Consider the following 24969-nt stretch of genomic DNA (forward strand, 5'->3'; position numbering starts at 1 on the left):
CCCTGTGGCGGTCCGGCACCGTCCAAGGTACCGGACAGGCAGGTGGCGGCACCTGATCAGGCGTGACAGGTCAGGGGTCTGCCACCGTTGAGGGTGATCATGTCGCCGATCGCGGCCATCACATCGATCTGCGCGCCCGGCTCCGCGCCGTCCAGCTCCGCGTACGCCCGGTGGAGGTTGCCCGCGAGGCGCTCGGCGTCCCTGAGGTCCGCGAACTCGCCGAGGTCGGTCTGGCGGGCGGCGTCCAGCGGTGACAGGCCTGCTGCCCTGGCGTCGCTCGCCGTCCTGCGCAGGAAGTAGAGGTAGGACAGGATGTCGTCGATCACCTGTGGACCGGTGACCGGACCGTGGCCAGGCACGATCGTCTCCGCACCAAGCGGTTTCACGACCGTTTCCAGTACCTCGATGGCCCCCGCGAGCGAGCCCTGCATGAGAAAAGGCGTGCCTCCGTTGAACAAGAGGTCGCCACTGAACAACACTCTGCGTTCCGGCACCCACACGATCGAGTCGTTCGTGGTGTGTGCTGCGGTACCCACGTGGGTGACCTCGCACCGCAGGTCGTCCACCCAGACGGTCACGCCGTCCTTGTAGGTGACGAACGGCGGCGCCAGTTCCACGTCACCCCACTCGACCTTCGTCCAGACCGGCTCGTCGAACGGCATGCCCCACTGCAGGATGCTCGAGCGGGTCGCCTCGTGCCCGATGATCGTGGCGCCGGGTAGGAGGTAGTTCCCGAAGGTGTGGTCGCCGTGGTGGTGGGTGTTGACGAGTGTGCGCACCGGCCGCCGGGTCACCTCACCGACCGCGGCGAGGTAGGCACGGGTGCGGCGTTCGGTCGAGCACGTGTCGACGCTGACGACTCCCTTGTCACCGACCAGAAAGCCGGTGTTGTTGATCCACCAGGTGCCGTCTGGCTGGATGTAGGCGAAGACGCCGTCGCTGACCTCCTCGACACGGGGACTGCCGGGCGTTGTGATGTCGTGATGAGTGCTGGTCACGAATGTCACCATAAGGACCAGTGGCTCGTCCGATCCGGCGGTCGGCCTCCTCATCTCTGGTCAGACCGCGTACTCTGGGTGGGCTGGCAGATGAACGTGCATCCGGGAGGGAGGGCCCGAATGGCCGCGGAAGATTCTCGCTTCGAGGAGACCCCGAAGTTCGGCGGTGGCGACCAGTCCGGTGCGCCGACCGCTCGGCGCATCGTGCTCGGCGCGCAGTTGCGCAGGCTTCGTGAGCAGGCCGAGATCTCGAGGGCGGACGCCGGGTACCACATCCGGGGCTCCGACTCGAAGATCAGCCGCATGGAGCTCGGTCGCGTCGGGTTCAAGGAGCGCGACGTCGTCGACCTGCTGTCGATGTACGGGGTGTTCGACGAGCAGGAGCGTGCCGTCTTCCTAGAGATGGTCCGCAAGTCCAACGAGCGCGGCTGGTGGCACCGGTACTCCGGCACCATGCCGTCCTGGTTCCAGGACTTCGTCGGCCTCGAGGAGTCCGCGTCGCTGATCCAGAGTCACGAGCAGCAGTTCGTGCCGGGTCTCATGCAGACGGAGGACTACGCCCGCGCGGTCGTCAGCCACGGCAGGCCGGAGCTGATGGACCAGGAGGGTGAGCGCCGCGTCGCGCTGCGCCTCCAGCGGCAGAAGGTGCTGACCAGGTCGGGTGCGCCCCGGCTCTGGGCGGTCGTCGACGAGTCCGTGCTGCACCGGCCGATCGGCGGTCACCGGGTGCTGCGTGAGCAGATCGAGCACCTGCTCGAGCTGACCCGCCAGCCGAACGTGACACTGCAGATCCTGCCGTACCACATGAGCGGGTACGCGGCCGAGGGCGCGTTCTCGATCCTGCGGTTCGCGGAGCCGTCGCTGCCGGACATCGTCTACATCGAGCACCTCAGCGGCGCTCTGTACCTGGACCGGGTGGACGAGCTGGAGGTCTACGGCCGGGTCATCGACCGCCTCGCCGTGGACGCCGAGACGCCCGACCGCAGCAGGCAGCTGCTGTCGAAGTTCCGGCAGGACATCTGAGTCGTCTGCACGTGCGGAAGCCCGCCCGGACACGGTTGGGTCGTCACGCGTGCGTGTCGGATCAGACTCGTGGTATTCGTTCCGGTGGTGGTCTACACCGTCCTTCCTGCAATCGGGTGACATTAGATTGGGTGGCGAATCGTTATCTGTGCAGCGACGTGACACTCGCGTGACTACCTGTGGCCTAGTCGCCTCACCCGGCCGGTACCTCAAGCTGGGGCTATGTGTTGCCGACAGTCACATTGTGTGGCTCAACGCCTTTCCGAGCACACAGTGAGTAGTGGGTCAGGCCTATGTGATGCACGCCCGTACTAATGCACGTGCATTTACCACTGCATAGGTCGGTGCTACCGTGCAAACACCCAATGCACGTGCATATGCACCCACTAGTTTGGGGCTCGGAAAGGGCGGGGTCATGACCGAGATTCGAAACGGCGTATCGGCGGACGATCTTCCCGGTGCGGCGTGGCGCAAGAGTAGCTACAGCGGCGCGGTCGGCAACTGTGTGGAACTGAGCTGGTTGGGGGAGCGGGCAGGTGTTCGCAACTCCCGTGACCCTCACGGCCCGGTTCTCGTGTTACCGACCTGCTCACTGAAGTCATTCGTGAGCGACGCCGTGACCGCGTAGCTGCTGCTACAGCAGTACCGGATAGCGGGAGGGCCTCGATGTCTTCCACTGGCTCCGCCTCGGAAGGCGTCGATGCCCAGTTGTGTGCCTTGGTCCGACGCGGCTTCCGCTTCGTCGACCCTCGGAACGAGCACGGTGACGTCATGGCCGTCGTGGGTGTCCGCGCCCACGACGACGTGATCGACGTCGTCGAGATCCTCGGCGAGGACGAGGCAGTTGCCACGCGGATGCCGCCCGACCAGGACGTCCTGGCCCCGCGGCGGATCCACTGGCGGGAGCAGGGGCCCGCGTCAGTGGTCCTGGCAAGGCTGCTGCTCCTCGCGGACGACCACGTCCCCGGCAAGCTCCACCTGCCGGGCTCCGCGAGCGCCTAGGTCACCGCTGACCTGGGCCAAAGGGCGAAAAACCCGTTTTGTCATACCCCCGGCCTAGGATCGCGGGCATGAGAGCAGGGCTCATCGGACGCGGCCATCCAGCGGGCGTCCTGCGTGCCGAGATCGGCCGCGCCACCGCGAGCCACGGCGGGTTGGTGCTGGTCACGGGCGAGGCGGGCATCGGGAAGACCACACTGGTCACCGACGCGATGGAGGTCGCTCGGGAGCAGGGCGCTCTCGTGCTGTCCGGTTCCTGCTGGGACTCCGACGCGGCTCCGGGGTTCTGGCCGTGGGTACAGGTAGTGCGCGGGCTGCGGCGGCAGACCACGGCCGAGGAGTGGGCCGCGGTCGAGGAGGCCGCCGGGGGACAGCTCGCGGTGCTGCTGGGGGAGTCCGGCGACCCGGCGGACGGGTTCGGGATGTACGACGCGGTCACGTCCGCGCTGGTCGCCATGTCACAGCGGCGGCCGGTGCTGGTCGTGCTCGACGACCTGCACTGGGCCGACCCGTCCTCGGTGCGGTTGCTGGAGTTCGTCGCGCAGCACACCTGGTTCGAGCGGTTGCTGCTGGTCGGCACGTACCGCGACGTGGAGGTCGAGGCCACGGAGCACCCGCTCGCGCCGCTGGTGTTGCCGCTGCTCACCAAGGCCACGACCGTGACGCTCACCGGCCTCGACCGGGACGAGGTCGGTGCGCTGATGACACGCACGGTGGGTATCGCGCCGACGTCCGACCTCGTCGCCGAGGTGCACCTGCGGACCGGCGGCAACCCGTTCTTCGTCGAGCAGACCGTCCGCCTCTGGTACAGCGGCGGTTCGGTCACCGACGTGGCACCCGGCGTGCGTGACGCGGTGCGGCGGCGGCTGTCGTTGCTGCCGGAGCCCGTGTCGCGGTTGCTGTCGTCGGCCGCCGTGCTGGGCCGCGAGTTCCACCGGCAGGTGCTCGCGGCGTCGGTCGGCGAGCCCGTCGCGCACGTTGACCGCCACCTCGGGCAGGCGGTGGCGGCGCGGCTCGTGTCCACACTCGGGGACGGCCGGTTCGCGTTCGCCCACGACCTCGTGCGCGAGACCCTGTACCTGGGGTTGGGCGACGCGGTGGCGGGGGAGCGGCACGCGGCGGTGGTCAGGGCGCTCGACAGCTCGCCTGCGCTCGCAGGCCGGATCTTCCCGGCCGACCTGGCGCGGCACGCGTACCTCGGACGTGCGTCGCTCGAACCGCGGCAGGTGGTCGACGTGCTGGTGGTCGCGGCCAAGGACGCGCGAAGACGGTCGGCGTACGAGGAGTCGGCCAACCACTACCGGCGGGCGGTCGCGCTGCTGTCGCCGACCGACCCGCGCAGGGCGCGGATCGCGTTGGACTTCGGCGTGCAGCTGCACAACCTCGGCGAACGGGACGAGGCGTGGCGGGTGCTGGAGGAGGTCGCGGGCGCCGCGCTGTCCGGCGACGACCTCGATGTTCTGGTGCGCTCGGCGCTGACGCTGTACGGCCTGGCATCCGCCGAGGACAGGGAGAAGCTGAAGGAGGACCTGCTGCGCGCGGCGTACGCGCGGCTCAACCCGGGGTCGGCCCCGCCGGCCGGTTCGCTCGACCACCTCGCACAGGAGGTGATCGTCCGGCTGATCGCGATCGCCCGCGACGACGGGGACGACGAGGTGTTGGAGTTCAGCCTGTGGACACAGCACGACCGGCTGTGGGGGATGGGGCACGCGGCGCAGCGGCTCGCGCTGACTGACGAGCTGGCGACCATCGCGCGGAGGACCGGCGACCGCGAGATGGAGCAGTACGCGGTGTCGCTCGGCTGGGTGGCGACGTTCGAGCTGAACGACCCGTCGTACCACGAGCGGTTCCGCGCGTTCCTCGCGCTGGTGGCCGAGCCGCCCCGCACGCAGGTGTCGGACATGTGCCACATCGACAGGAACATCATCGCGACACTGCACGGCCGGTTCGACGAGGCGGCCGCACACCTGGCCACTGCGAGGGAGGGCGAGCTGCCGGACGGCTTCAGCCACGTCGACCACCACCTGGAGTGGGCGATGTGGTTGCTGCAGGGCCGTTTCGAAGACCTGGGCGACGTCCGAGCCAGGGCCACGGAGGTAAAACACCCCCTCCCAACACTACTGGAAGGCATCACGGCAGCCTGCCGGGGAGAGGCGGCAACGGCCCGCGAGTGCCTGGCGGAGCTGGAGTCCCGGCGAGACCCCCAGTCCGGCGCGTACGAGCCGTTGATGACCCGCCTGCGAGTCCAGGTGGCGGTGGCGACCGGCGACGTGGACCGGTGCGCCACGCTGCACGACGAGCTGGTCCCACACGAGGGCACATGGCTGGTGTCGCTGTACGGCTGCGATCTGAGCGGCCCGGTGACACTGTGGCTGGGCCACCTGTCCCTGACCCGAGGCGACACCCGCTCGGCGACGAGGTACTTCGAGGCGGCCCGCAAGTCGGCGGACCTGATGGGTGCGCGCCCGTGGTCGGTGGAGGCGAAGGCGGGGTTGGCGGCGGCGCTGACGGGTGCGCCTGCCGCGGAACTCCGTGCGCAGGTGGCCCGCGAGGCGGCGTCCCTTGGCATGCGCCACCTGGCGTCAGACGTGGAGCCGTTGCCCCACAACGAGTTCCGCTGCACAGGTGAGACGTGGTCCCTGTCGATGGCCGGCAGGACGGTGCACGTCCCGGACAGCAAGGGCCTACGGGATCTCCACGTGCTGCTACGGGCACCGGGCAAGGAGATCCCGGCAACCCGCCTGCTGAACCCGTCGGGCGGCGAAACGGTCACAGCAACGGGCGGCGACCCGCTGCTCGACGAGGAAGCAAGGACCCGCTACCGAGCCAGACTGTCCACACTGGACGAACTGATAGAGGAAGCGGACACGGCCGGCGAGGACCAGAAGGCCGCCGCCTACGACCGAGAACGCGAAGCCCTCCTGACAGAGCTGCGCACAGCCACCGGCCTGGGCGGCAGAACCCGCCGCCTGGGCGACGAAGCAGAACGAGCCCGCAAAACAGTGACGGCGAGAATCCGCGACACCCTGAGGAAGCTGGACACCAGCCACCCAGAACTGGCAACCCACCTTCGCGCGACGGTCACTACCGGCACAACCTGCGCCTACCACCCGGAGGTGGGGATCACCTGGCAGTCGTAGAAACTCTGCCGCCCGGCCCACGCCCGTACCGCGGTGGATGGGCGATTGGCAGGTACAGAGCCTGGTCGTGAAAGGACGACGACTGGGCCCATGATCGGTGGTCGCCTGGAGTCACGGGTTCGCCGCCCGGCGGCTGGATGCACTCGGCGGTGGCCCCAACGCGCCGGTACGCAACCGCGAGGTGCCGGCAGAAGGACGTGGAACAAGATCCGTCCGGTGGGCCGCCGCCCGATGGCGGGCGGTTCGGGTCTGCGCTCCTCGAATCTCCGAAGTGTCGGGCGCTCGGAGTCTTGTACGGGACAGGTAGTGGGACGGCTCGTCGGTGACAGCAGCCTGCGCCTCTGCGAGGGCCGCCCTTTCGATCAGGAGTCGAATGGTCTTGGTGGCAGGGGATGGCTCAGTTACCGCACGCGCGTCGCGTGCTCACGAGGAACATACCTGCTAGGCCGTCGGTCGCAAGACCACAGTGGTGTTCGTGGGTAACTCGGCCGAGTTCGTCGCCCTGGTCAACATAGGGACTGTAGAACGTTCTGCTCTGGCGCACTTTCGGTGGTGATGTCAGTTAAGACCCGAACGCGCTCTAGGGTCCTTTCCTGGCTTTTCCGATGAGCTTGCTTGCCGCGTCTTTGGTCAGCCTGTTCAACACTTGGGTGATCGGCTCGTTCAGCTGCCGTGGCGGCAGATCGTGCGCTTCCAGCACGGCCGCTGGCAAGGTGGTGAAACCGTCCGTCTTCTCTTTTTTCGCCCACTTGTTGTACAGGACGTCCAGGAATTTCAACTGGTCGCGGGTTGCCTGCTCGACCCGTCGCTTCTTGGGTTGTCCGTGGGTGAACGGGTCGGACTGGGTGGCAACTCCGAAGGCGGGCGTATCCTGGCTGCTCGACCCTCTTTTTCTGATGTGGGTCGACTGCTCGGCGCGATTCACCATCGCCTCGAGTTCGGCGTCGAAGGGGATTTCGGTGTACTCGGCGCACCGGTCGAGTTTCAGCTCTGGAGGTGGTGATTTCTCCTCTGTGGTCGCCTGCTCGGTGGGTGCCCGATCGCATCGAGGTCCATGGTGGCCAACTCCGAGTCGGACAGCGCGAAGGGGTCAAAGCGGGTCGCGAGTTGTTCGTACGCGCCTTGTTCCTTCGGCGGGTCGAACTTGGCTTGGGCGTCGGCGACCTTCTTTCTGCCCGAGACGGCTCGACCGATATCTTGCCTGGCCAGCAGGTATCCGTCGTAGCTGTTGACCTTGTTGATCGCCTTGGTGAGCCACTCCACCTGTCGCTCACCAAGACGCTGCTCACTTTCTTGCGACAGCAGCGACTTGTATAGGGCTCTTTGCTCGCTTTCCGTACACGTCCCGGGTGAGCTTGGGCATGGGCACTGCTCGGTCGTCGAGTCGGAGGCTCTTCAGGAACGTCGACAGCTCCTCGAGACCGGGCCGCAAGTCGGCGAATTCATCGCGGCTGATCAGGAAGTCGACCTCCGCGATGTGAACTGCCCGCGTTGCGATGTCCGCCAGATTGTGGTCGTTCGGGCCGTTGTGATAACCGGTGTATTCGACGATCGCGTCGTCTTCCAAAGCGTTGTTGAGGAACTTCTCGCATTCGTCGCACGGTTTCAGCTCGGTGTAGAGCCGGGATATCCAGCCCTTGGTTCGGGCGGCCGGTGGCAGACCAGTCTTGGTCTTCGGCACGCCGACGTCCGCGGCGACCAGCCGTTCAGCGTGTTTCTCGCCGTATCGGACGGACTCGTCGTGCTCACTCGATCGGACCACTGGTTTGTGCTCCTGACCGCCCGGTTCGACTGGGTAGGCGACCGCGATATTCGACTTGGCGTACAGAACCGAGGTTCGCTGCTGCTGCGCTTCCTTGTTGTAGCTCACTGGTTTCGGCACATAGCGCTGTACGCTGACCGGTGGTCGCGTTGTGCCGGATGCGGCGGGCGTCGTCCGGTCGCCGACCGACTGTCGGGGGCCGTCGCCGTGTATTCGGAGTGTTCTGATCGAGTAGGACGCCGTGTCGGACGTGGTCACGGTGTCGACAGTGCACGTCGCGCACGACGGCCCCGGGCGCGTCGGCGTCCACCCCAACGCCGACACGCACAACGCCCGACTCGTCATCCGCCCGGGGACTTCTCACCGAAGGACTCCTTCGTAACGCTGAGCGTCAGGAAGGAGTCCTTCGTAGCGGTTGGTGCCAGCCGCGGGGCGGGTCACTTGCGGTTGTACAGCCGCATCGTCATCGTGCCGAAGACCGCCACCAGCACGGCTGCCGACACCAGCACCCACGTGATCTCGCCTGCGTCCGGGGTGCCCTGCATCAGGCCACGGCACGCGGCCACGAGGTGCGTGATCGGGTTGACCTCGGTGAACACCCGTAACCAGCCCGGCATCGTGGTCGGCTCGACGAACACGTTGGACAGGAACGTCAGCGGGAACAGCACCATCATGCTGACACCCATCACCGACTTCTCCGTCCGCAGCAGCAGCCCGAACATGGTCCAGATCCACGAGAACGCGAACGAGAACACGATCAGCAGCGCGATCCCCAGCAGCACGCCACCCAACCCGCCGCCCGGGCGGAAGCCCAGGACCAGGCCGACCAGCAGGATGACCGTCGAGGCGAGCAGGTACCGCAGCATGTCGCCGAAGATCGCGCCCACCAGTGCGGCCGGGCGCCAGATCGGCAGCGTGCGGAACCGGTCGAACACGCCCTTCTCGATGTCGGTGTTGAGGCCAACGCCGGTGTACATGGTGATCATCACGACGCTCGTGACCATGATGCCCGGCAGCAGGAACTGCAGGTACTCCGTCACCGAACCGGCCAGCGCCCCACCGAACAGGTACGTGAACATCAGCGTCATCATGATCGGGAACGCCGTGACGTCGAACAGCTGCTCCGGCACGTGCTTGATCTTCAGCAGCGCCCGCCACCCGAACGTCACCGACGCCGACCACGCACTCGGCCGCGGCGGCTGCTCACCGGACGCCAGCACCGCGCCCAGGCTCTCCGCCGCCGGTGTGTAGGTCGTCGTCTGCTCGGTAGTGGTCGCGGTCATGCCGCCGCCCCCTTGTCCGTCACGGCCAGGAACACCTCGTCGAGCGTCGGCTGCCCGAGTGCGAAGTTGTCGACGGTGATGCCGGCCCTCGCCAGCTCCGCCAGTGCGCGCGCCGCCTGCTCCGCGGCCTCGCGGTCGGTGTCGTCCCCGGACAGCTGCGCCGTCAGCGCCACCGGGTCGGGGTCGGGCTGGACGTTCGGCCCCAACACGGTGCGCAGCAACGTGATCGCGTCGGAGCGCTGGCCGGCGTCCCGCAGTCGCACGTGGACGGAGCCCGCCCCGACCGACGCCTTCAGCTCGCCAGGCGTGCCCTCGGCGATCACCCTGCCGTGGTCGATCACCGCGATGCGTGACGCCAGCTGGTCGGCCTCGTCGAGGTACTGCGTGGTCAGCAGCACGGTCGTGCCCTGCGCGACGATGATCCGCACGATGTCCCAGACCTGGTTGCGGCTGCGTGGGTCCAGGCCGGTGGTCGGCTCGTCGAGGAACAGGACGTCCGGCGTGCGCAGGATGCTCGCCGCGATGTCCAGGCGCCTGCGCATGCCGCCGGAGTAGTTCTTGACCTGCCGGTCCGCCGCGTCACTGAGACCGAACGCCGCCAGCAGCCGTGCCGAGCGGTCCCGCGCGGCCACCTTGCGGTGACCGAGAAGACGCCCCAGCAGCACCAGGTTCTCCGCGCCGGTCAGGTCCTCGTCCACGGAGGCGTACTGGCCGGTCAGGCTGACCCGCCTGCGCACGGCGTCCGGCTCGCGCAGCACGTCGTGGCCGAACACGCGAGCCTCGCCGTCGTCCGGGCGCAGCAGCGTGGCGAGCATGCGCACCGCCGTCGTCTTCCCCGCGCCGTTGGGCCCGAGCACCCCGTAGACCGTGCCCGCGGGCACGGCGAGGTCGATCCCGTCGACCGCCCGGTTCTCACCGAACGCCTTCACCAGGCCGGCTGTCTCTATCGCCAGCTCATTCATCGTTCTCCCCTTTGTCGTTCATGCGACGTACGCACGGGTCGCGCGGGCGCGTTTGAGCGCGTCGCCCCACCAGACCAGCTCGTCCAGCAACAGTGTCGCCGCCGGCTCGTGCCCAGGCCCCGGCCCGGCCTCCATCAGGTCGACCGCGACCTCGTCGCGCATCGTGACAGTGTGCAGCTCGGCGAAGACCACCCGCAGCGCGGCGGCCGCGTGGTGGCCGCGCGAGCCGCAGCCGTAACAGACGAACCCGACCGGCTTGGCGTGCCACTCGTCGTAGCCGTAGTCGATGGCCTGCTTGAGCGAGGCCGGAAAGCTGCGGTTGTACTCGGGCGTGACCACGACGAACCCGTCCGACGCCCCGACCGCGTCGACGAACCGCCGCATCTCCCCGGTCGCCCGCTGCGGCAGCGCCGCCGGGAAGTCGAAGGCCGCGAGGTCGAGCAGGTCGACCTCGATGTCGCCACGCGTCCCCGCCACCCCGGCGAACCAGGCGGCGATCCCGTCGCCGACCCGCCCTTCCCGAGTACTCCCGACGATCACCGCGATCCGCAGTCCCACGGGCGCTCGCCTCCCTCGGTCGGTTCCTCACAACCAGGAGGCGCGAGATGGTCCGCTGGATCGGATCTGGCGGAGGCGCGAAACGCGCGAGGCGCGCACCCGCGGGTGCGCGCCTCGTCGTGGCGGGGGAGTCAGGCGGCGGTGCACTGGTCGTTCAGCAGGTCGGCCAGTGCCGCGACCACCCGGAGCGTCGGGGCCTCGACGCCCGTCAGGTCGGCCAGTTCGACGACCGCGGTCAGGATGACGTCCAGTTCCATGGGCTTGCCCTTCTCCAGGTCCTGGAGGGTGGACGTCTTGTGCTCGCCTGCGCGTTCGGCGCCTGCCAGCCGTCGTTCGATGGAGATCTCGGGGTGGGAGCCGAGGTGTGCGGCCACGTCGAGGGTCTCCCGCATCATCCGGGTCACCAGCTCGCGCGTGTCCCGGTGGCGGCAGATACCGGCCATGGTCGCCCTGGTCAGGGCGCTGATGGGGTTGAAGGCGATGTTGCCCATCAGCTTCAGCCAGATGTCCTTGCGCAGGTCCGGTTCGACCGGGCACTTCAGGCCGCCCGCGATCATCGCCTGCGAGAAGCCGACACAGCGGTCGGAGATCTCGCCGGTCGGCTCGCCGATGGAGAAGCGGGTGCCCTCCAGGTGCCTGATCACGCCCGGCGACTCGATCTCGGTCGCGGCGTAGACCACGCAGCCCACCGCCCGGTCGACGGGTAGTGCGGCGCTCACGGCCCCACCCGGGTCGACGCTGTTGATGCGGTGGTCGCGGTACCTGCTGTCCATCCCGTGGAAGTACCACCACGGGATGCCGTTCTGCGCCGCGATGATGGTGGTCCCGTCGTGGAGCAGTGGCTTGACCATCGGGCCCGCGTCGGCGTACCGGTTGGCCTTCAGGCCGAGGAAGACGTGGTCGACGGGGCCGACCTCGGCGGGGTTGTCGGTGGCGTACGGGCGGGCCTCGAAATCTCCTCGGGGGCTCACCACGCGAACGCCCGACTCTCTGATCTTCTTCAGGTGGGGACCTCTGGCGATGAGGTGAACCTCGACACCGGCTCGATGCAGTGCCGCACCTACGTACGCGCCGATGGCGCCGGCCCCAAGAACAGCAACTTTCACCGCAAGCTCCGTCCTTGTATTCAAATGGTATGCAGCATACAGTATGAGATGTTCGGCGAAACGAGAAGTGGGTGAGCGGAGCTTGCGGAGCGAAACTTCGGCACGAGGTGGGACGCCGGGTCCGCGGCGGCGCCGGTGGAGCGGAGTCCGCGGAGCGTTCCGGTGCCGCCGCGCGGACGAGGGGGCGTCCTGACATGGACGGGCTCGCGGAATGGCTCCGGGCTGCCAGTGCCCGGTTGGGTATCGACGCAGGTCAGGTCGACAGCGCGGAGATCATCCGCCTCGCGAGGGACGTGCGGCGCGCGGAGTCGGGTCCCGCGGCGTTCATGGCCGTCTACCTGCTCGGCGTCGCGGTCGGCCGCGGCGCGGATCCCCACGACGCCGCCGCACACCTCGCCGACCTGATCGAGGAGCGATCAGGCACCACGTGCGACTGGCGCGACTAACGGCTCTGGACCCGGACATCGGTCCTCACTACAGTCATACGGTATGCAGTATGCGCCAAGTCCCCGATAAGGAGATGACGACACAGATGGCTTCACAGGCTCAGACGGCGCCGGGAGAGAACCAAGAGATGATCTCCGGCGGACATCTGGTGGCGAAGGCGCTCAAGGCCGAGGGCGTGGACGTGATCTTCACGCTCTGCGGCGGCCACATCATCGACATCTACGACGGATGTGTCGACGAGGGCATCGACGTCATCGACGTACGCCATGAGCAGGTCGCGGCCCACGCCGCGGACGGATACGCGCGCATCACCGGCAAGCCGGGCGTCGCGGTGGTGACCGCCGGTCCCGGCACCACCGACGCGGTCACCGGCGTGGCCAACGCGCTGCGTGCCGAGAGCCCGATGCTGCTGATCGGCGGCCAGGGCGCGCTCTCCCAGCACAAGATGGGGTCCCTCCAGGACCTCCCGCACGTCGACATGATGAACCCCATCACCAAGTTCGCCGCGACCGTGCCCAGCACCGAGCGCGCCGCCGACCTGGTGTCGATGGCCTTCCGCGAGTGCTTCCACGGCGCCCCCGGCCCGTCCTTCCTCGAGATCCCCCGTGACGTGCTCGACGCGAAGGTCCCACTGGAGAAGGCACGTATCCCCAGCTCGGGTGCCTACCGGGCCTCGACCAGGTCGGCTGGCGACCCCGCCGCCATCGAGCGGCTCGCCGACCTCGTGGTGGGTGCCGAGAAGCCGTGCGTGCTGCTCGGCAGCCAGGTCTGGACCACGCGCGGCACCGAGGCGGCCACCGAGTTCGTGCGCACGCTGAACGTGCCCGCGTTCATGAACGGCTCCGGCCGCGGCACGCTGCCCCCTGGCGACCCGCACCACCTGCAGCTCGCGCGCCGCTACGCGTTCCAGAACGCCGACCTGATCATCATCGTCGGCACGCCGTTCGACTTCCGGATGGGTTACGGCAAGCGCCTGTCCCAGGACGCGACGGTCGTGCAGATCGACCTCGACTACCGCACGGTCGGCAAGAACCGCGACGTCGACCTCGGCATCGTCGGCGACGCGGGCCTCGTGCTCGCCTCGGTCACGCAGGCCGCGTCCGGCCGCGTCGACAACGGCTCCGTCGCACGCAAGACCTGGCTCGAGGAGCTTCGTGCGGTCGAGACGCAGGCGTACGAGAAGCGTCTGCCGCGCCAGCTTTCCGACGCCTCGCCGATCGACCCGTACCGCCTGGTCCACGAGATCAACGAGTTCCTCACCGAGGACTCCGTCTACATCGGCGACGGCGGCGACATCGTCACCTTCTCCGGCCAGGTCGTGCAGCCGAAGTCGCCGGGTCACTGGATGGACCCCGGTCCGCTCGGGACGCTCGGCGTCGGCGTGCCGTTCGTGATGGCGGCCAAGTACGCCAGGCCGGACAAGGAGGTCGTCGCGCTCTTCGGTGACGGCGCCTTCTCGCTGACCGGCTTCGACTTCGAGACGCTGGTCCGGTTCAACCTGCCGTTCGTCGGCATCGTCGGCAACAACTCCTCGATGAACCAGATCCGGTACGGCCAGATCCAGAAGTACGGCGCGGACCGCGGCCGGGTCGGCAACACGCTCGGCGACATCCGGTACAGCGAGTTCGCGAAGATGCTCGGCGGCTACGGGGAGGAAGTGCGTGACCCCAAGGACATCCGGCCCGCGCTCGAGCGTGCCCGCGAGAGCGGCCTGCCGTCGCTGATCAACGTCTGGGTCGACCCCGAGGTCTACGCGCCGGGGACGATGAACCAGACCATGTACAAGTAAAGGGGCTTGTCACATGCGCAAGGCTTTGGAGGGCGTGCGCGTCCTCGACATGACCCACGTCCAGAGTGGACCGTCCGCGACGCAGATCCTCGCGTGGCTGGGCGCGGACGTGGTGAAGCTCGAGGCGGTCACCGGCGACATCACGCGCAAGCAGCTGCGTGACGTCCCGGACGCCGACAGCCTCTACTTCACGATGCTGAACTGCAACAAACGCAGCATCACGCTGAACATGAAGTCCCCCAAGGGCAAGGAGATCTTCACCGAGCTGGTGAAGAAGTTCGACATCCTCGCGGAGAACTTCGGGCCGGGTGCGGTGGACCGCATGGGGTTCTCGTGGGAGAAGCTGCAGGAGATCAACCCGAAGCTGATCTACGCGTCGATCAAGGGCTTCGGCGACGGCCCGTACAAGTTCTACAAGGCGTACGAGGTCGTCGCGCAGGCCATGGGCGGTTCCATGTCCACCACCGGTTTCGAGGACGGGCCGCCGCTCGCGACCGGTGCGCAGATCGGTGACTCGGGTACCGGAATGCACGCGGTGGCGGGTATCCTCGCCGCGCTGTACCAACGCGAGCACACCGGCCAGGGCCAGCGGGTCACGGTCGCCATGCAGCACGCGGTGCTCAACCTGTGCCGGGTCAAGCTGCGCGACCAGCAGCGGCTGGCGCACGGACCGCTCAACGAGTACCCGAACGAGGAGTTCGGCGACACGGTTCCCCGTTCCGCCAACGCATCCGGCGGTGGCCAGCCGGGCTGGGCGATCAAGTGCGCGCCCGGTGGCCCGAACGACTACATCTACGTGATCGTGCAGCCGGTCGGCTGGGCACCGATCACGCAGCTGATCGGGCGCCCCGAGCTGGCCAACGACCCGGACTGGGCCACGCCGGAGGCACGGTTGTCCAAGCTGGACAAGATGTTCCAGCTGATCGAGGAGTGGTCGTCCGCGCACGGCAAGTGGGACGTGCTCGCGATGCTGAACGAGCACAACATCCCCTGCGGCCCGATCCTCTCCACCAAGGAGATCATCGAGGACGAGTCGCTGGCGGAGAACGAGATCGTGGTCAGGGTGGACCATCCGGAGCGCGGTGAGTTCGCGACGGTCGGCATGCCGATCAAACTGTCGGACTCACCCGCGGAAGTGCGGCGGTCCCCGTTGCTGGGGGAGCACAACCAGGAGATCTACGGCACCGAACTCGGCCTGTCCGAGAGTGACATGGCCGAACTCAAGTCGAGTGGAGTGATCTGAGGATCATGACGGCAACACTGTCCCACGTGGACGAAGAGGTCGTGCGCGAGGTCCTGGACGCGGTCCGGGCCGCGGGCCGGGACTCGCTCACCGCCCCCGAGGGTAAGCGGGTCTGCGACGCGTACGGGATCCCCACCCCGGGTGAGGGTCTCGCCACGTCGGCGGACGAGGCGGCGAAGCTCGCCGAGGAGATCGGCGGGAAGGTCGTCGCGAAGATCGTCTCACCGGACATCCTGCACAAGACCGAGGCGGGCGGCGTGATCGTCGGCGTCAGCGGTGGCGACGAGGCGCGGACCGCCTACGACACGATCCTGAGCAACGCCAAGGCGTACAAGGCCGACGCGGACATCACCGGCGTGCAGATCCAGGAGATGGTCGGCGGGGGCCACGAGGTCATCATCGGTGCCACCACCGACGGCACGTTCGGCAAGGTCGTCGCGTTCGGGCTCGGCGGTGTGCTGGTGGAGGTCCTCAAGGACGTCACCTTCCGGCTCGCCCCGCTCGACGAGGCCGAGGCCAGGTCCATGGTCACCGGCATCAAGGCCGCCGAGGTGCTCCAGGGCGCCCGCGGCGCCGAGCCGGTCGACCTCGACGCGCTCGCCGACGTGATCACCAGGGTTTCCCGGCTGGTCACGGACTTCCCGGAGATCAGCGAGTTCGACCTCAACCCGGTGTTCGCCTCGGCGAGCGGGGCGGTCGCGGCGGACGTGCGGATCCTGCTCGAAACCGAGGAGCGCACCGGGCCGGTCCAGCACTCGCAGGAGGACATCCTGCGTGCGATGAACACGATGATGAACCCGCGTTCCGTCGCGGTCATCGGCGCCTCCGACCAGGCGGGCAAGATCGGCAACTCGGTCATGAAGAACCTGATCAACGGCGGCTACGCGGGGGAGATCTACCCGATCAACCCCAAGGCCGACGAGATCCAGGGCCGCAAGGCGTACAGGTCCGTCGCCGACATCCCCGGTGACGTGGACGTCGCGGTGTTCGCGGTGCCCGCCAAGTTCGTGCCGGCGGCGCTGACCGAGTGCGGCGAGAAGGGCGTCACCGCGGTCGTCATGATCCCCTCGGGGTTCGCCGAGACCGGCAACCAGGAGCTGCAGGACGAGATCGTCGAGATCGCGAACCGCTACAAGGTCAGGATGCTCGGCCCGAACATCTACGGCTACTACTACACGCCGCAGAACCTGTGCGCCACGTTCTGCACGCCGTACGACGTCAAGGGCGGGGTGGCGCTCACGTCGCAGTCCGGCGGCATCGGCATGGCGATCCTCGGCTTCGCCCGCACCACCAAGATGGGTGTGTCGGCGATCGTCGGGCTCGGCAACAAGTCCGATGTGGACGAGGACGACCTGCTGACGTTCTTCGAGCACGACGACAACACGCAGTGCGTCGCCATGCACCTCGAGGACCTCAAGGACGGCAGGGCGTTCGTCGAGACCGCCAAGCGGATGACCAGGAAGAAGCCGGTCGTCGTGCTGAAGGCGGGCCGTACCGCGATGGGTGCCCGTGCGGCCAGCTCGCACACGGGTGCGCTCGCGGGCGACGACAAGGTGTACGACGACATCCTCCGCCAGGCCGGCGTGGTGCGGGCGCCCGGCCTCAACGAGATGCTGGAGTACGCGCGCGGGCTGCCGCTGCTGCCCACGCCCCAGGGCGAGAACGTCGTCATCATCACCGGGGCGGGCGGCTCCGGGGTGCTGCTCTCGGACGCGTGTGTCGCGGAGGGACTGTCCCTCATGGACATACCGCCGGACCTCGACGAGGCGTTCCGCGCGTTCATCCCGCCGTTCGGCGCTGCGGGCAACCCGATCGACATCACGGGTGGCGAACCGCCGTCGACGTACGAGGCCACGATCCGCCTCGGCCTGGACGACCCGCGCATCCACGCGCTGATCCTGGGCTACTGGCACACGATCGTGACACCGCCGATGGTGTTCGCCGAGCTGACCGCGAAGGTGGTCAACGAGGCTCGGGCGAGGGGTATCGACAAGCCGGTCGTGGCGTCGCTGGCGGGCGACACCGAGGTCGAGCAGGCGTGTGACTACCTGTTCGAGCACCGGATCGTCGCGTACCCGTACACAACGGAGCGCCCGGTGGCGGTACTGGGCGCGAAGTACCGATGGGCGAGGGCCGCCGGCCTGATCGGCGGCTAGCCACAAGGGTTTGGCCGCCGCCCGCTGAAACGGGCGGCGGCCGAAGGGCCGGCCAGATTGACCGACCCGTAGTTGATGGGTGAAAGAGCAGGGGTCAACAGGCAGGCGGTAGAGACGCGTCTCCGGAGGACGCGGTGTGGAGTCCGGAGAGACGTCTCACAATTCATTCCCTGGAGGTCCAATGGTGGATTCTCACAACCCCCCGGTCGCGGGGTCAACCGCGGCCGAGGCGACTGTCGGGGCGGGTGAGGAAAGGGTATGGCGGGCCGGTGGGCTCGAGCCGATGCCCATTCGCCCGTTACCGGAAGCGCCTCCGTCCATTCACTTGCTGGGCCCGACCGTCTTCCTGCTCGCGCTCGGCGTGGGCATGGGCGAGTCGTACATGTGGCCGCGACTGGTTCTCGTATTCGGACCCGAGATCCGGTGGCTGTTCCTCATCGGTGTCACCCTGCAGGCAGTGGTGATGCTCGAGATGGCCCGCTACGCGATGGCGACCGGTGAGAGCATCTTCACCGGTGCGGCGCGTGTGTTCAAACCGATAATGTGGTTCTTCTTCGCAACGGCCATTCTCGTCTACATGTGGCCGGGGCACCTTTCCGCGGGAATGTCGGCCTTCGAACAGCTGACCGGCATACCGTGGGTGATCTCGGCGATCGTCGTCCTGATCCTGGTCGGGATCCTGTTCAGCCTGGCCAGTGTCATCTACGACGTCGTCGAGAACATCCTCGGGATCCTGATCGGCGTTCTGGTGGTCGGGACCGCGATCATCGCGTCGATCGCGGGCAGCTGGGCCGATCTCGGCTCGACGCTCGCGGGCATGTTCGCGTTCGGCTACTTCCCGGACGGCATGATGTCCGAGGAGTGGTTCCCGATCGTGGTCGGCTCGATCGCGTTCGCGGGCCCGTCCGGCATGCAGCAGATGTGGTACACGCTGCACCTGCGTGAGTCGGGCGCGGGCATGGGTGCGCACGTCCCGAAGATCCGGGGCCTGCGCACGGCGGGCGAGCAGGAGAACATCCCCGCACACGGCTACATGTTCGACACCTCGGACCCGGCCGAGATGGCGAAGTGGAAGGGCTGGCGCAGGTGGATCACCTTCGACGCCTTCCTGCTGTTCTGGGGCATCACGATGCTGGTGACGATCTCGTTCACCGTGCTGGCGCAGTCGGCGGCGCGGGAGAACCCGAACGTCAAGGACCTGATCGAGAACGGTGACCGGTCCGCGGCACTGCAGGCCATGTCCGACGCGTTCGCCAGCGCGGGCGGCTCGCTCCTCGGCGGGTTGTTCTTCTGCTTCATCTCGTTGATCGGCGTGAACGCCACCCTCGGGTTGTTCGACTCGTTCTCCCGGGGCCAGGCCGACATGAGCTACTTCCACTTCCCCGGTGCGAAGCGGTTCAAGATGTCGCACCTGTACGCGGGGTTCCTGTGGGGTGTCATCACGTTCGGCATCCTGATCCTGCTGTTCGGGCCCGCGGACGGTCCGGAGGGGATCCTGGACATCCTGGCGTTCCTGTCCACGTTCGCCATGGGTGCCTACTGCGTCGTGTTGTTGCTCGTGAACAACCGGATGCTGCCGAAACCCATCCGCCCGAAGTGGTGGTCCAACGCGATCATCGGCTTCGGTGCGGTGTTCTACCTGGGCATGCTGTTCTACTGCATGATCAGGTTCGGCGTCGTGGACCTCGGATAGGAGATGGAAGCGATGCGCCGTCTGTTCCTGTTGACCCTGCCGGGTCTGGTAGTCGGGTTCATCGCAGGCGTGCTCGCCGGTGGGCTGACCGCGGTCGTCGGTCAAACCACCGGGGCCGCCGTGGTGGCCGCGCTGTCGCTCGGCGTGCCGCTCGCCCTGCTGGGTGGCGGCTACACGATGCTGCTGATCAACAAGAGGGTCCGGCTCGGCGGGTTCGCGCCCGCCGCGCTCTTCTGGTTGATCGGCTTCCCACTGGCCCGGCTGCTGCACGAGGTGGCCGTCAGCTGGTACGTCGACGGCAGGCCGACGTTGCCGCCGGACACGCTGGGGTTCCTCGCGTTCCAGGGGATCGTCAGCCTCGGGTTCGCGTTCGGCTTCCTCTGGCTGCACGAGCGGGTGGCACCACGTTGGTGGAGCCGGCTCGCCATCCACGACCCGAGGGCGCGTGAGGTGTACCTGCGGTACGCCGGCCACGCGCAGGCGATGTTCGAGGCCAGGGAGCGGCACAGGGCCGCACGGGGTCGAAAGCCGAGGACGGGTACCACCACCCCGCGCTGACCCGGATCAGGGAATACTCACTGTTGCGTTCGCGGTTCGAACGCAACGGTGGGTGTCCCCTGCGCGGGTGAAAGGTAGGCGATGAACGTACCTCTCTGGTTATGGCTCGTCACAGCACTGGGTCTGACCGCCATCATCTGCGCCGACTTCTACCTCGTGTCGCGCAACCCCCACCATCCGTCGCTCAAGGAGTGTGTCGCCTGGATCGCCGGATATGTCGGGTTGGCGGTCCTCTTCGGACTCGCCATCCTCGTGTTCGAGGGGCCCCAGTTCGGCGGCGAGCTGTTCGCCGGCTGGATCACCGAGTACTCACTCTCGGTGGACAACCTGTTCGTGACCATGTTGATCATGGTCAGCTTCGCGGTACGCCGTGAGCACCAGCAGAAGGTGCTGTCGGTCGGCATCGTGATCGCGCTGGTGCTGCGGGTGATCGTGGTGGCCGTCGGCTCGGCCGCGATCGCCGAGTTCGACTGGCTGTTCTACCTCTTCGGCGCCTTCCTCCTCTACACCGCCGCCCAGCTGGCGATCAGCGGCGACTCGGACGAGGACGAGGAGTTCAAGGAGAACGTCATGCTCCGCGCGGCGAAGAAGGTGCTGCCCGCGACGGAGAAGTACGACGGCGCGAAGCTCACGACGAGGATCGACGGCAAGCGGCTGTTCACGCCGATGCTCATCGTGATGATCGCGATCGGCACGACCAACCTGCTGTTCGCGGTCGACTCGATCCCCGCGATCTTCGGGCTGACGAAGGAGCCCTACCTGGTGCTGACGGCCAACGCGTTCGCGCTCATGGGCCTGCGCCAGCTGTACTTCATCATCGGCGGGCTCATCGAGCGGCTCGTCTACCTGTCGTACGGGCTCGCCGTCGTGCTCGGCTTCATCGGCGTGAAGCTGATCGTGGAGACCCTGCACCACCACGGCGTCTCGTGGGCGCCGGAGATCCCGATCCTCTGGTCGCTCGGCGCGATCATCGGCACGCTGGTGCTGACCGCGGTGATCAGCCTGTGGAAGGTGCGCCGCGACCAGGCCAGGGCGCCTGCCGAGGTGACCGAGAAGGAGGAGGAGCCGGTACGGGACGGCGATCCCGCCTGAGGGAGGCTTTCGGCGAGCGGACCGGCTCGCCGAACCGGCAGGCGGTGGACTGGGCCACACGGACCGCGGCCCAGTCCACCGCCTGTGCCGCTCGCGCCCAGGGCAGAACAAAGGCTCGGGCCGAACGGACCGCGACCCGAGCCTTGTTCGTGGTGCTGGGCCAAACGGACCGTGGCCCAGCACCCACTACTGTGTCAGACCGCTGCCTTGTCGGCGCGCGGCTGCTCGCGCAGGTAGTCCTCGACCGCCTGGGTCGAGGCCTGGCGTTGCTTCTCCATCGCGAGCGCGAGCCCCAGGCCGAGCCTGCGGCCGTCCGCCGCGAAACCTCGTGGTGAGTTCGTGAGCGACCGTAGCCACCTACGCATGCGGTTCACCTCCTGAACAAGGGAACGAGTTCCCGTTCGCTTCAACCACGTGGACGGGATTCCCCATTCCGGGGAGCCTTAGACAGAGGCGGGCGTCACACGATCGGTGGACTGCTCACGCAGGTACTTCTCCACCTCGCGGCCGGCCTCCGCGCGCTGCTTCTCCATCGCGGCGGCCAGCCCGAGACCCAGGGCCCGGCCGTCGGCGTTGAAACCACGCAGTGACAGCAACCAGTTTCGCATCTACTTCACCTCCTCGCGGGCAGCATCGGTGGACCCAGGGTCGCGTCACTGCGGCCGGGGTCGCTCAAGCGGGCGGAACCCGCTGTGGGGAAGGGGAGAGCTCAGCCTTTGTTGGGCGTCCTGCGACGGCGGCGGGCCGGGAGCTCGATGACCTGCTCCTGCTCACCCTCCGCGTCGCGCTGTTCGAGGTAGGACTTCCGCGTCCGCTCGGTGTGTTCCTTCATGATCCGGGCCGCGGCCTCCGCGTCCCGGTTCTCGATCGCGTCGATCAGCCGCGCGTGCTCCTGCCAGGACTGCTTGCCGCGCTGGCGGGCGATCGGCGTGTAGTACCAGCGGACCCTGCGGTCGACCTGGGTCGCGAAGTCGAGCAGCACCTTGTTCCCGGACAGCTCGGTCACACAGCGGTGCACGGCCGCGTTGAGGGACACCGCGGTGTCCACGTCGTCGGCGGCCACCGCGTCCATGCCCTGCTTGTTCAGGTCACGCAGGCGGGCGATGCCCTCCTCGTCGGCGTGGAGCGCGGCGAGGCGCGCGGACTCGCTCTCGAGCAGCGACCGCACGGCGAGCAGCTCGTCGGCCTCGTCCGGCGTCGGCTGGTGCACGAACGCGCCGTAGCCGGGACGGAGGTCCACCCAGCCCTCGTTGTTGAGCCACTGGAGCGCCTCGCGCACGGGCTGGCGCGACACACCGAGCATCTGCGCCAGCTCGCTCTCGACGAGGTGCTGGCCCGGAGCCAGCCGCCGCGAGATGATGAGCTCCTGCATGGCCTGGTAGACGTGCTCACGCAGGGGCACCGGCCGATCGATCCGGCGAGCCGCCAGCTCCTTCGGCAACTCCTGCATGGTGTCTCCAACGAGGTGGGTTTCGTTCCTGCTGTGTCGCCCAGGATTCCTGTCGACTGCCTACAGCATACAGTTCGCCATGTCCGTTTCGCGGCACTCGTGAGCGCATTCACAGTCAGTGACCAGGGCCACTGGCCCAATAGATACCCGGTATGAGGTTCAGATCACAACTTCACGCGAGCGTTTCTCGAGATTGTCAAGTACTCATTCGGATTTGACGGTCATTCGTGAGAAAACTTCAGCTATCGCGACGCCATCTCACGGGAGAGGGCCAGCGCCGCGGTACGCACCGCGGGCGCGAGGCGCTCCAGGTCCAGCCGGTGGGCCGAGCCCGCGATGGACACCGCCGCGATGACCCGCCTGCGGTGGTCGTGGACCGGGGCCGCCACCGCCACCACGCCCGTCTCCGACTCCTCGCGGTTGATGCCGTAGCCGCGTGCCACGGTCCTCGCGAGGTCCTGCCTGAGCAACCCGGGCATGACGACCGTCCGCGCCGTGAGGCGGGTCAGGCCGGCGTCGACGACCCGCCGCAGGTACGACGGCGGCCCGAGGGCCAGGAAGACCTTGCCGCTCGCCGTGGCGTGCGCCGGGAGCCTGCCACCCACCCGCGAGACGATCGGCATCGACCGCCTGCCGGTCACCTTCTCCAGGAAGAGGGTGTCCGTGGCGTCGAAGACCGTCAGGTGGATGTTCTCGTGGGTGGCCTCGTAGAGGTCCTCCAGGTACGGCAGGGCCGCGTCGCGCAGGCTCCGCTGCCTCGGCACCCGCTGGCCGAGCACGAACAGCGTCATGCCCAGCCGGTATCCGCCCTCGGTGCGCTCCAGGCCGCCCCACGACACCAGCTCCGCCACCAGCCGGTGCGCTGTCGGCTTCGGCAGGCCGGTCCGCGCGGACAGCTGCGCGAGCGTCAGCTCGACGTCCGTCGCGCCGAACGCACCCAGCAGGGACAACCCACGTGCCAGTACCGACTTCGGCGGCGGTTCGGCCATGGTCCGATCATGGCCGCCCCACGACGCGTCGGCAATGGCGGTGCCCCTGGTGCACCGAAGGCGTCCTTCGGTGCGCTGGGCGTTACGAAGGCGTCCTTCGGTGCGCCGGGTGTTATGAAGGCGTCCTTCAGTGCAGTGGGACGTCCACCAGTAGCGGTGCTGTCAGTGAGCCGACCGACGCGACCAGCACCCGCAGGTCCGCGTCGTCGGTGGCCCGCCGGGCGGCCACGCCGAAGAACTCCGCCGCCTTCGTCCAGTCGCGGCCACCGAGATCGAGGCCGGGGTGCGGGCCGGGGCCGTACGACTCGGCGAGCGTGTCCTTCAGCGTCCGGTACTCGCCGTTGTTCATGACCAGGAACAGCACGGGCACCTGGTAGCGCGCCGCGCTCCACAGCCCCTGCAGCCCGAACATCGCGCACCCGTCGCCCAGCACCGCGACCACCGGCCGCTCCTGCGCCATCCGCGTCCCGACCGCGCCGCCGACGCCCCACCCGAGGCCGCCGCCGACCGTGTGCACGAACGAGCCCGGCCGGTCCAGCCTCAGCAGCGGCCGCAGGTGGATCCCGACCGTGATGGCCTCGTCGAGCACCACCGCGTCCGGCGGCAGTCCGGCGGCGATGGCCCGTGCCGCGACCGCGGGGTCCAGCGGCACCGGGGAGGGCGCCGAGGTGACCGGGCGCGGCTGGGACACGGGCGCCCCGCCCCGCGGCGTGACGAACCCGCTCAGCGCCACCAGCTCCGCCAGCGTCGCCCGGATGCCACCCACCAGACCCAGCTCGACCGGGAAGTTGCGGCCCAGCTCGGTCGCGTCGTCGTCCAGCTGCATCACGCGCGTCCCGGACGGGATGGGGGAGCCCGGCGTGTAGTGGTGGGGGGAGAACGCGTGCGCGCCCACGACGAACACGACGTCGTGCCCGGTCAACGCCTCACGGACGGACGCGTTCCGTGGCGGGATCATGCCCCGGTGCAACGGATGGGTGAACGGGAAGTTCAGCCGATCGTGCATCGGGTGGTGGTAGACGAGCGCGTCCAGCCGCTCGGCCAGCGCGACCAGCTCCGCCACCGCGTCGTCGCGCCCGACCCCGTCTCCCGCGACGATCGCGGGTGCCGACGCACCGGCGAGGAGCCGGGCCGCCTCGTCGAGCCGGGTGGCCGCCCCGAGCGGGGCGACCGGCGTCCTGGGCGGCACCTCGACCTCGACGTCCTCACGCAGCAGGTCCATCGGGACGGCCACGAACACCGGCCCCTCGGGCGGCTGGGCGGCCAGCGCGAACGCCCGCCGCAGCACGATCGGCAGGTCACGCGCGTGTGTCACCTCGACGGCCTGCTTGCTCGCCGCCCGTGCGAGCCCGACGAGGTCGCCGCCGAGCATCGGGTCCTCGACGAGGTGGCGCCGGTCCTGCTGCCCGGCCGCGACGACCAGGGGAGTACGCGACCGCTTCGCGTTGAGCAGTCCGATCAGCCCGTTCGCGAGCCCTGCCGCGATGTGGAGGCTGACGAACGCGGGCCGCCCGGTCGCGCGGGCGTACCCGTCGGCCATCGCGACCGCCGACGCCTCCTGCACCGCCAGCACGTACTCGAGGTCGGGTGCCTTCGTGAGCGCGTCGAGCAGCGGCAGCTCCGTCGTGCCGGGGTTGCCGAAGATCCTGGTCACGCCCTCGTCCCGCAGGATCTCCAGCAGCGCGTCCATCGGTGTCATGCCAACCCCTCCCGCCCCGGCC

At 68.3% G+C, this 24969-nt stretch carries 24 protein-coding genes; 11 read left to right on the plus strand and 13 right to left on the minus strand.

What is annotated here, in order from left to right; genetic code table 11:
* Positions 1–56 precede the first annotated feature (56 nt).
* Positions 57–998 carry an MBL fold metallo-hydrolase gene (locus tag CLV71_RS12300; protein WP_133902832.1) on the minus strand — a complete coding sequence of 314 codons (942 nt, stop codon included), beginning with the start codon at positions 996–998 and terminating at the stop codon, positions 57–59.
* Between the two features lie 120 nt (positions 999–1118).
* Here CLV71_RS12300 and CLV71_RS12305 point away from each other — a divergent pair, with 120 nt between their 5' ends.
* The 4 genes from CLV71_RS12305 (at position 1119) to CLV71_RS12320 (ending at position 6160) form a co-directional block, all read left to right on the plus strand.
* Positions 1119–2021, plus strand: coding sequence for a helix-turn-helix domain-containing protein (locus CLV71_RS12305; RefSeq protein WP_133902833.1), 903 nt, complete (start codon positions 1119–1121; stop codon positions 2019–2021).
* A 415-nt stretch (positions 2022–2436) separates the two neighbouring features.
* A complete protein-coding gene (locus CLV71_RS12310) occupies positions 2437–2649 on the plus strand; it encodes a DUF397 domain-containing protein (RefSeq protein WP_133902834.1) in 213 nt (70 codons plus the stop codon).
* A gap of 143 nt (positions 2650–2792) precedes the next feature.
* The gene (locus tag CLV71_RS12315; protein ID WP_243866391.1) at positions 2793–3023 is read left to right on the plus strand and encodes a hypothetical protein; all 231 of its coding nucleotides are present in this window, start codon (positions 2793–2795) and stop codon (positions 3021–3023) included.
* 68 nt (positions 3024–3091) lie between these two features.
* Positions 3092–6160 carry an ATP-binding protein gene (locus CLV71_RS12320; RefSeq protein ID WP_133902836.1) on the plus strand — a complete coding sequence of 1023 codons (3069 nt, stop codon included), beginning with the start codon at positions 3092–3094 and terminating at the stop codon, positions 6158–6160.
* A 580-nt stretch (positions 6161–6740) separates the two neighbouring features.
* Here CLV71_RS12320 and CLV71_RS12325 read toward each other — a convergent pair.
* From CLV71_RS12325 to CLV71_RS12355, 7 genes are all read right to left on the minus strand, one after another.
* A complete protein-coding gene (locus CLV71_RS12325) occupies positions 6741–7088 on the minus strand; it encodes a hypothetical protein (RefSeq protein ID WP_133902837.1) in 348 nt (115 codons plus the stop codon).
* Positions 7089–7144: 56 nt separating this feature from the next.
* Positions 7145–7423, minus strand: a complete 279-nt coding sequence (locus CLV71_RS12330) for a hypothetical protein (RefSeq protein ID WP_133902838.1) — start codon at positions 7421–7423, stop codon at positions 7145–7147.
* 22 nt (positions 7424–7445) lie between these two features.
* Positions 7446–8180: a hypothetical protein gene (locus CLV71_RS12335; protein WP_133902839.1), complete on the minus strand. Its 735-nt coding sequence runs from the start codon at positions 8178–8180 to the stop codon at positions 7446–7448.
* 179 nt (positions 8181–8359) lie between these two features.
* Positions 8360–9205, minus strand: coding sequence for an ABC transporter permease (locus CLV71_RS12340; RefSeq protein WP_133902840.1), 846 nt, complete (start codon positions 9203–9205; stop codon positions 8360–8362).
* Positions 9202–10167 (minus strand): ATP-binding cassette domain-containing protein, encoded by a 966-nt coding sequence (locus CLV71_RS12345; protein WP_133902841.1) that lies wholly within the window; start codon positions 10165–10167, stop codon positions 9202–9204. Before CLV71_RS12345 ends, CLV71_RS12340 begins: the two co-directional genes overlap by 4 nt.
* An 18-nt stretch (positions 10168–10185) precedes the next feature.
* Positions 10186–10725 carry an NADPH-dependent FMN reductase gene (locus CLV71_RS12350; protein ID WP_133902842.1) on the minus strand — a complete coding sequence of 180 codons (540 nt, stop codon included), beginning with the start codon at positions 10723–10725 and terminating at the stop codon, positions 10186–10188.
* 131 nt (positions 10726–10856) lie between these two features.
* Positions 10857–11831 carry a 2-dehydropantoate 2-reductase gene (locus CLV71_RS12355; protein WP_133902843.1) on the minus strand — a complete coding sequence of 325 codons (975 nt, stop codon included), beginning with the start codon at positions 11829–11831 and terminating at the stop codon, positions 10857–10859.
* A gap of 194 nt (positions 11832–12025) precedes the next feature.
* On the opposite strand from CLV71_RS12355, the gene CLV71_RS12360 reads away from it, so the two are divergent.
* From CLV71_RS12360 to CLV71_RS12390, 7 genes are all read left to right on the plus strand, one after another.
* Positions 12026–12277, plus strand: coding sequence for a DUF6457 domain-containing protein (locus CLV71_RS12360; RefSeq protein ID WP_133902844.1), 252 nt, complete (start codon positions 12026–12028; stop codon positions 12275–12277).
* An 86-nt stretch (positions 12278–12363) separates the two neighbouring features.
* Positions 12364–14067, plus strand: coding sequence for a thiamine pyrophosphate-binding protein (locus tag CLV71_RS12365; protein ID WP_133902845.1), 1704 nt, complete (start codon positions 12364–12366; stop codon positions 14065–14067).
* A gap of 13 nt (positions 14068–14080) precedes the next feature.
* Positions 14081–15310 (plus strand): formyl-CoA transferase, encoded by a 1230-nt coding sequence (gene frc, locus CLV71_RS12370; RefSeq protein ID WP_133902846.1) that lies wholly within the window; start codon positions 14081–14083, stop codon positions 15308–15310.
* 26 nt (positions 15311–15336) lie between these two features.
* Positions 15337–17466, plus strand: coding sequence for an acetate--CoA ligase family protein (locus CLV71_RS12375; RefSeq protein ID WP_424923874.1), 2130 nt, complete (start codon positions 15337–15339; stop codon positions 17464–17466).
* A gap of 325 nt (positions 17467–17791) precedes the next feature.
* A complete protein-coding gene (locus CLV71_RS12380; RefSeq protein ID WP_243866392.1) occupies positions 17792–19159 on the plus strand; it encodes an Nramp family divalent metal transporter in 1368 nt (455 codons plus the stop codon).
* A 12-nt stretch (positions 19160–19171) separates the two neighbouring features.
* Entirely contained in the window at positions 19172–19717 is a 546-nt protein-coding gene (locus tag CLV71_RS12385) for a hypothetical protein (RefSeq protein WP_243866393.1), read from the plus strand.
* A gap of 81 nt (positions 19718–19798) precedes the next feature.
* Positions 19799–20809: a TerC family protein gene (locus CLV71_RS12390; protein ID WP_133902850.1), complete on the plus strand. Its 1011-nt coding sequence runs from the start codon at positions 19799–19801 to the stop codon at positions 20807–20809.
* A 194-nt stretch (positions 20810–21003) separates the two neighbouring features.
* On the opposite strand, the gene CLV71_RS47600 is transcribed toward CLV71_RS12390, so the two are convergent.
* From CLV71_RS47600 to CLV71_RS12405, 5 genes are all read right to left on the minus strand, one after another.
* Positions 21004–21174, minus strand: coding sequence for a hypothetical protein (locus tag CLV71_RS47600; protein WP_166664059.1), 171 nt, complete (start codon positions 21172–21174; stop codon positions 21004–21006).
* 78 nt (positions 21175–21252) lie between these two features.
* On the minus strand, positions 21253–21417 hold the full coding sequence (locus tag CLV71_RS47605; RefSeq protein WP_166664060.1) for a hypothetical protein: 165 nt from the start codon (positions 21415–21417) through the stop codon (positions 21253–21255).
* Between the two features lie 101 nt (positions 21418–21518).
* On the minus strand, positions 21519–22259 hold the full coding sequence (locus CLV71_RS12395) for a GntR family transcriptional regulator (RefSeq protein WP_133902851.1): 741 nt from the start codon (positions 22257–22259) through the stop codon (positions 21519–21521).
* Between the two features lie 242 nt (positions 22260–22501).
* Positions 22502–23248, minus strand: coding sequence for an IclR family transcriptional regulator (locus tag CLV71_RS12400; RefSeq protein WP_133902852.1), 747 nt, complete (start codon positions 23246–23248; stop codon positions 22502–22504).
* A 127-nt stretch (positions 23249–23375) separates the two neighbouring features.
* The gene (locus CLV71_RS12405) at positions 23376–24947 is read right to left on the minus strand and encodes a thiamine pyrophosphate-binding protein (RefSeq protein ID WP_133902853.1); all 1572 of its coding nucleotides are present in this window, start codon (positions 24945–24947) and stop codon (positions 23376–23378) included.
* Positions 24948–24969: the final 22 nt, after the last annotated feature.

It is taken from the genome of Actinophytocola oryzae (genome assembly GCF_004364325.1).
GTDB lineage: Bacteria > Actinomycetota > Actinomycetes > Mycobacteriales > Pseudonocardiaceae > Actinophytocola > Actinophytocola oryzae.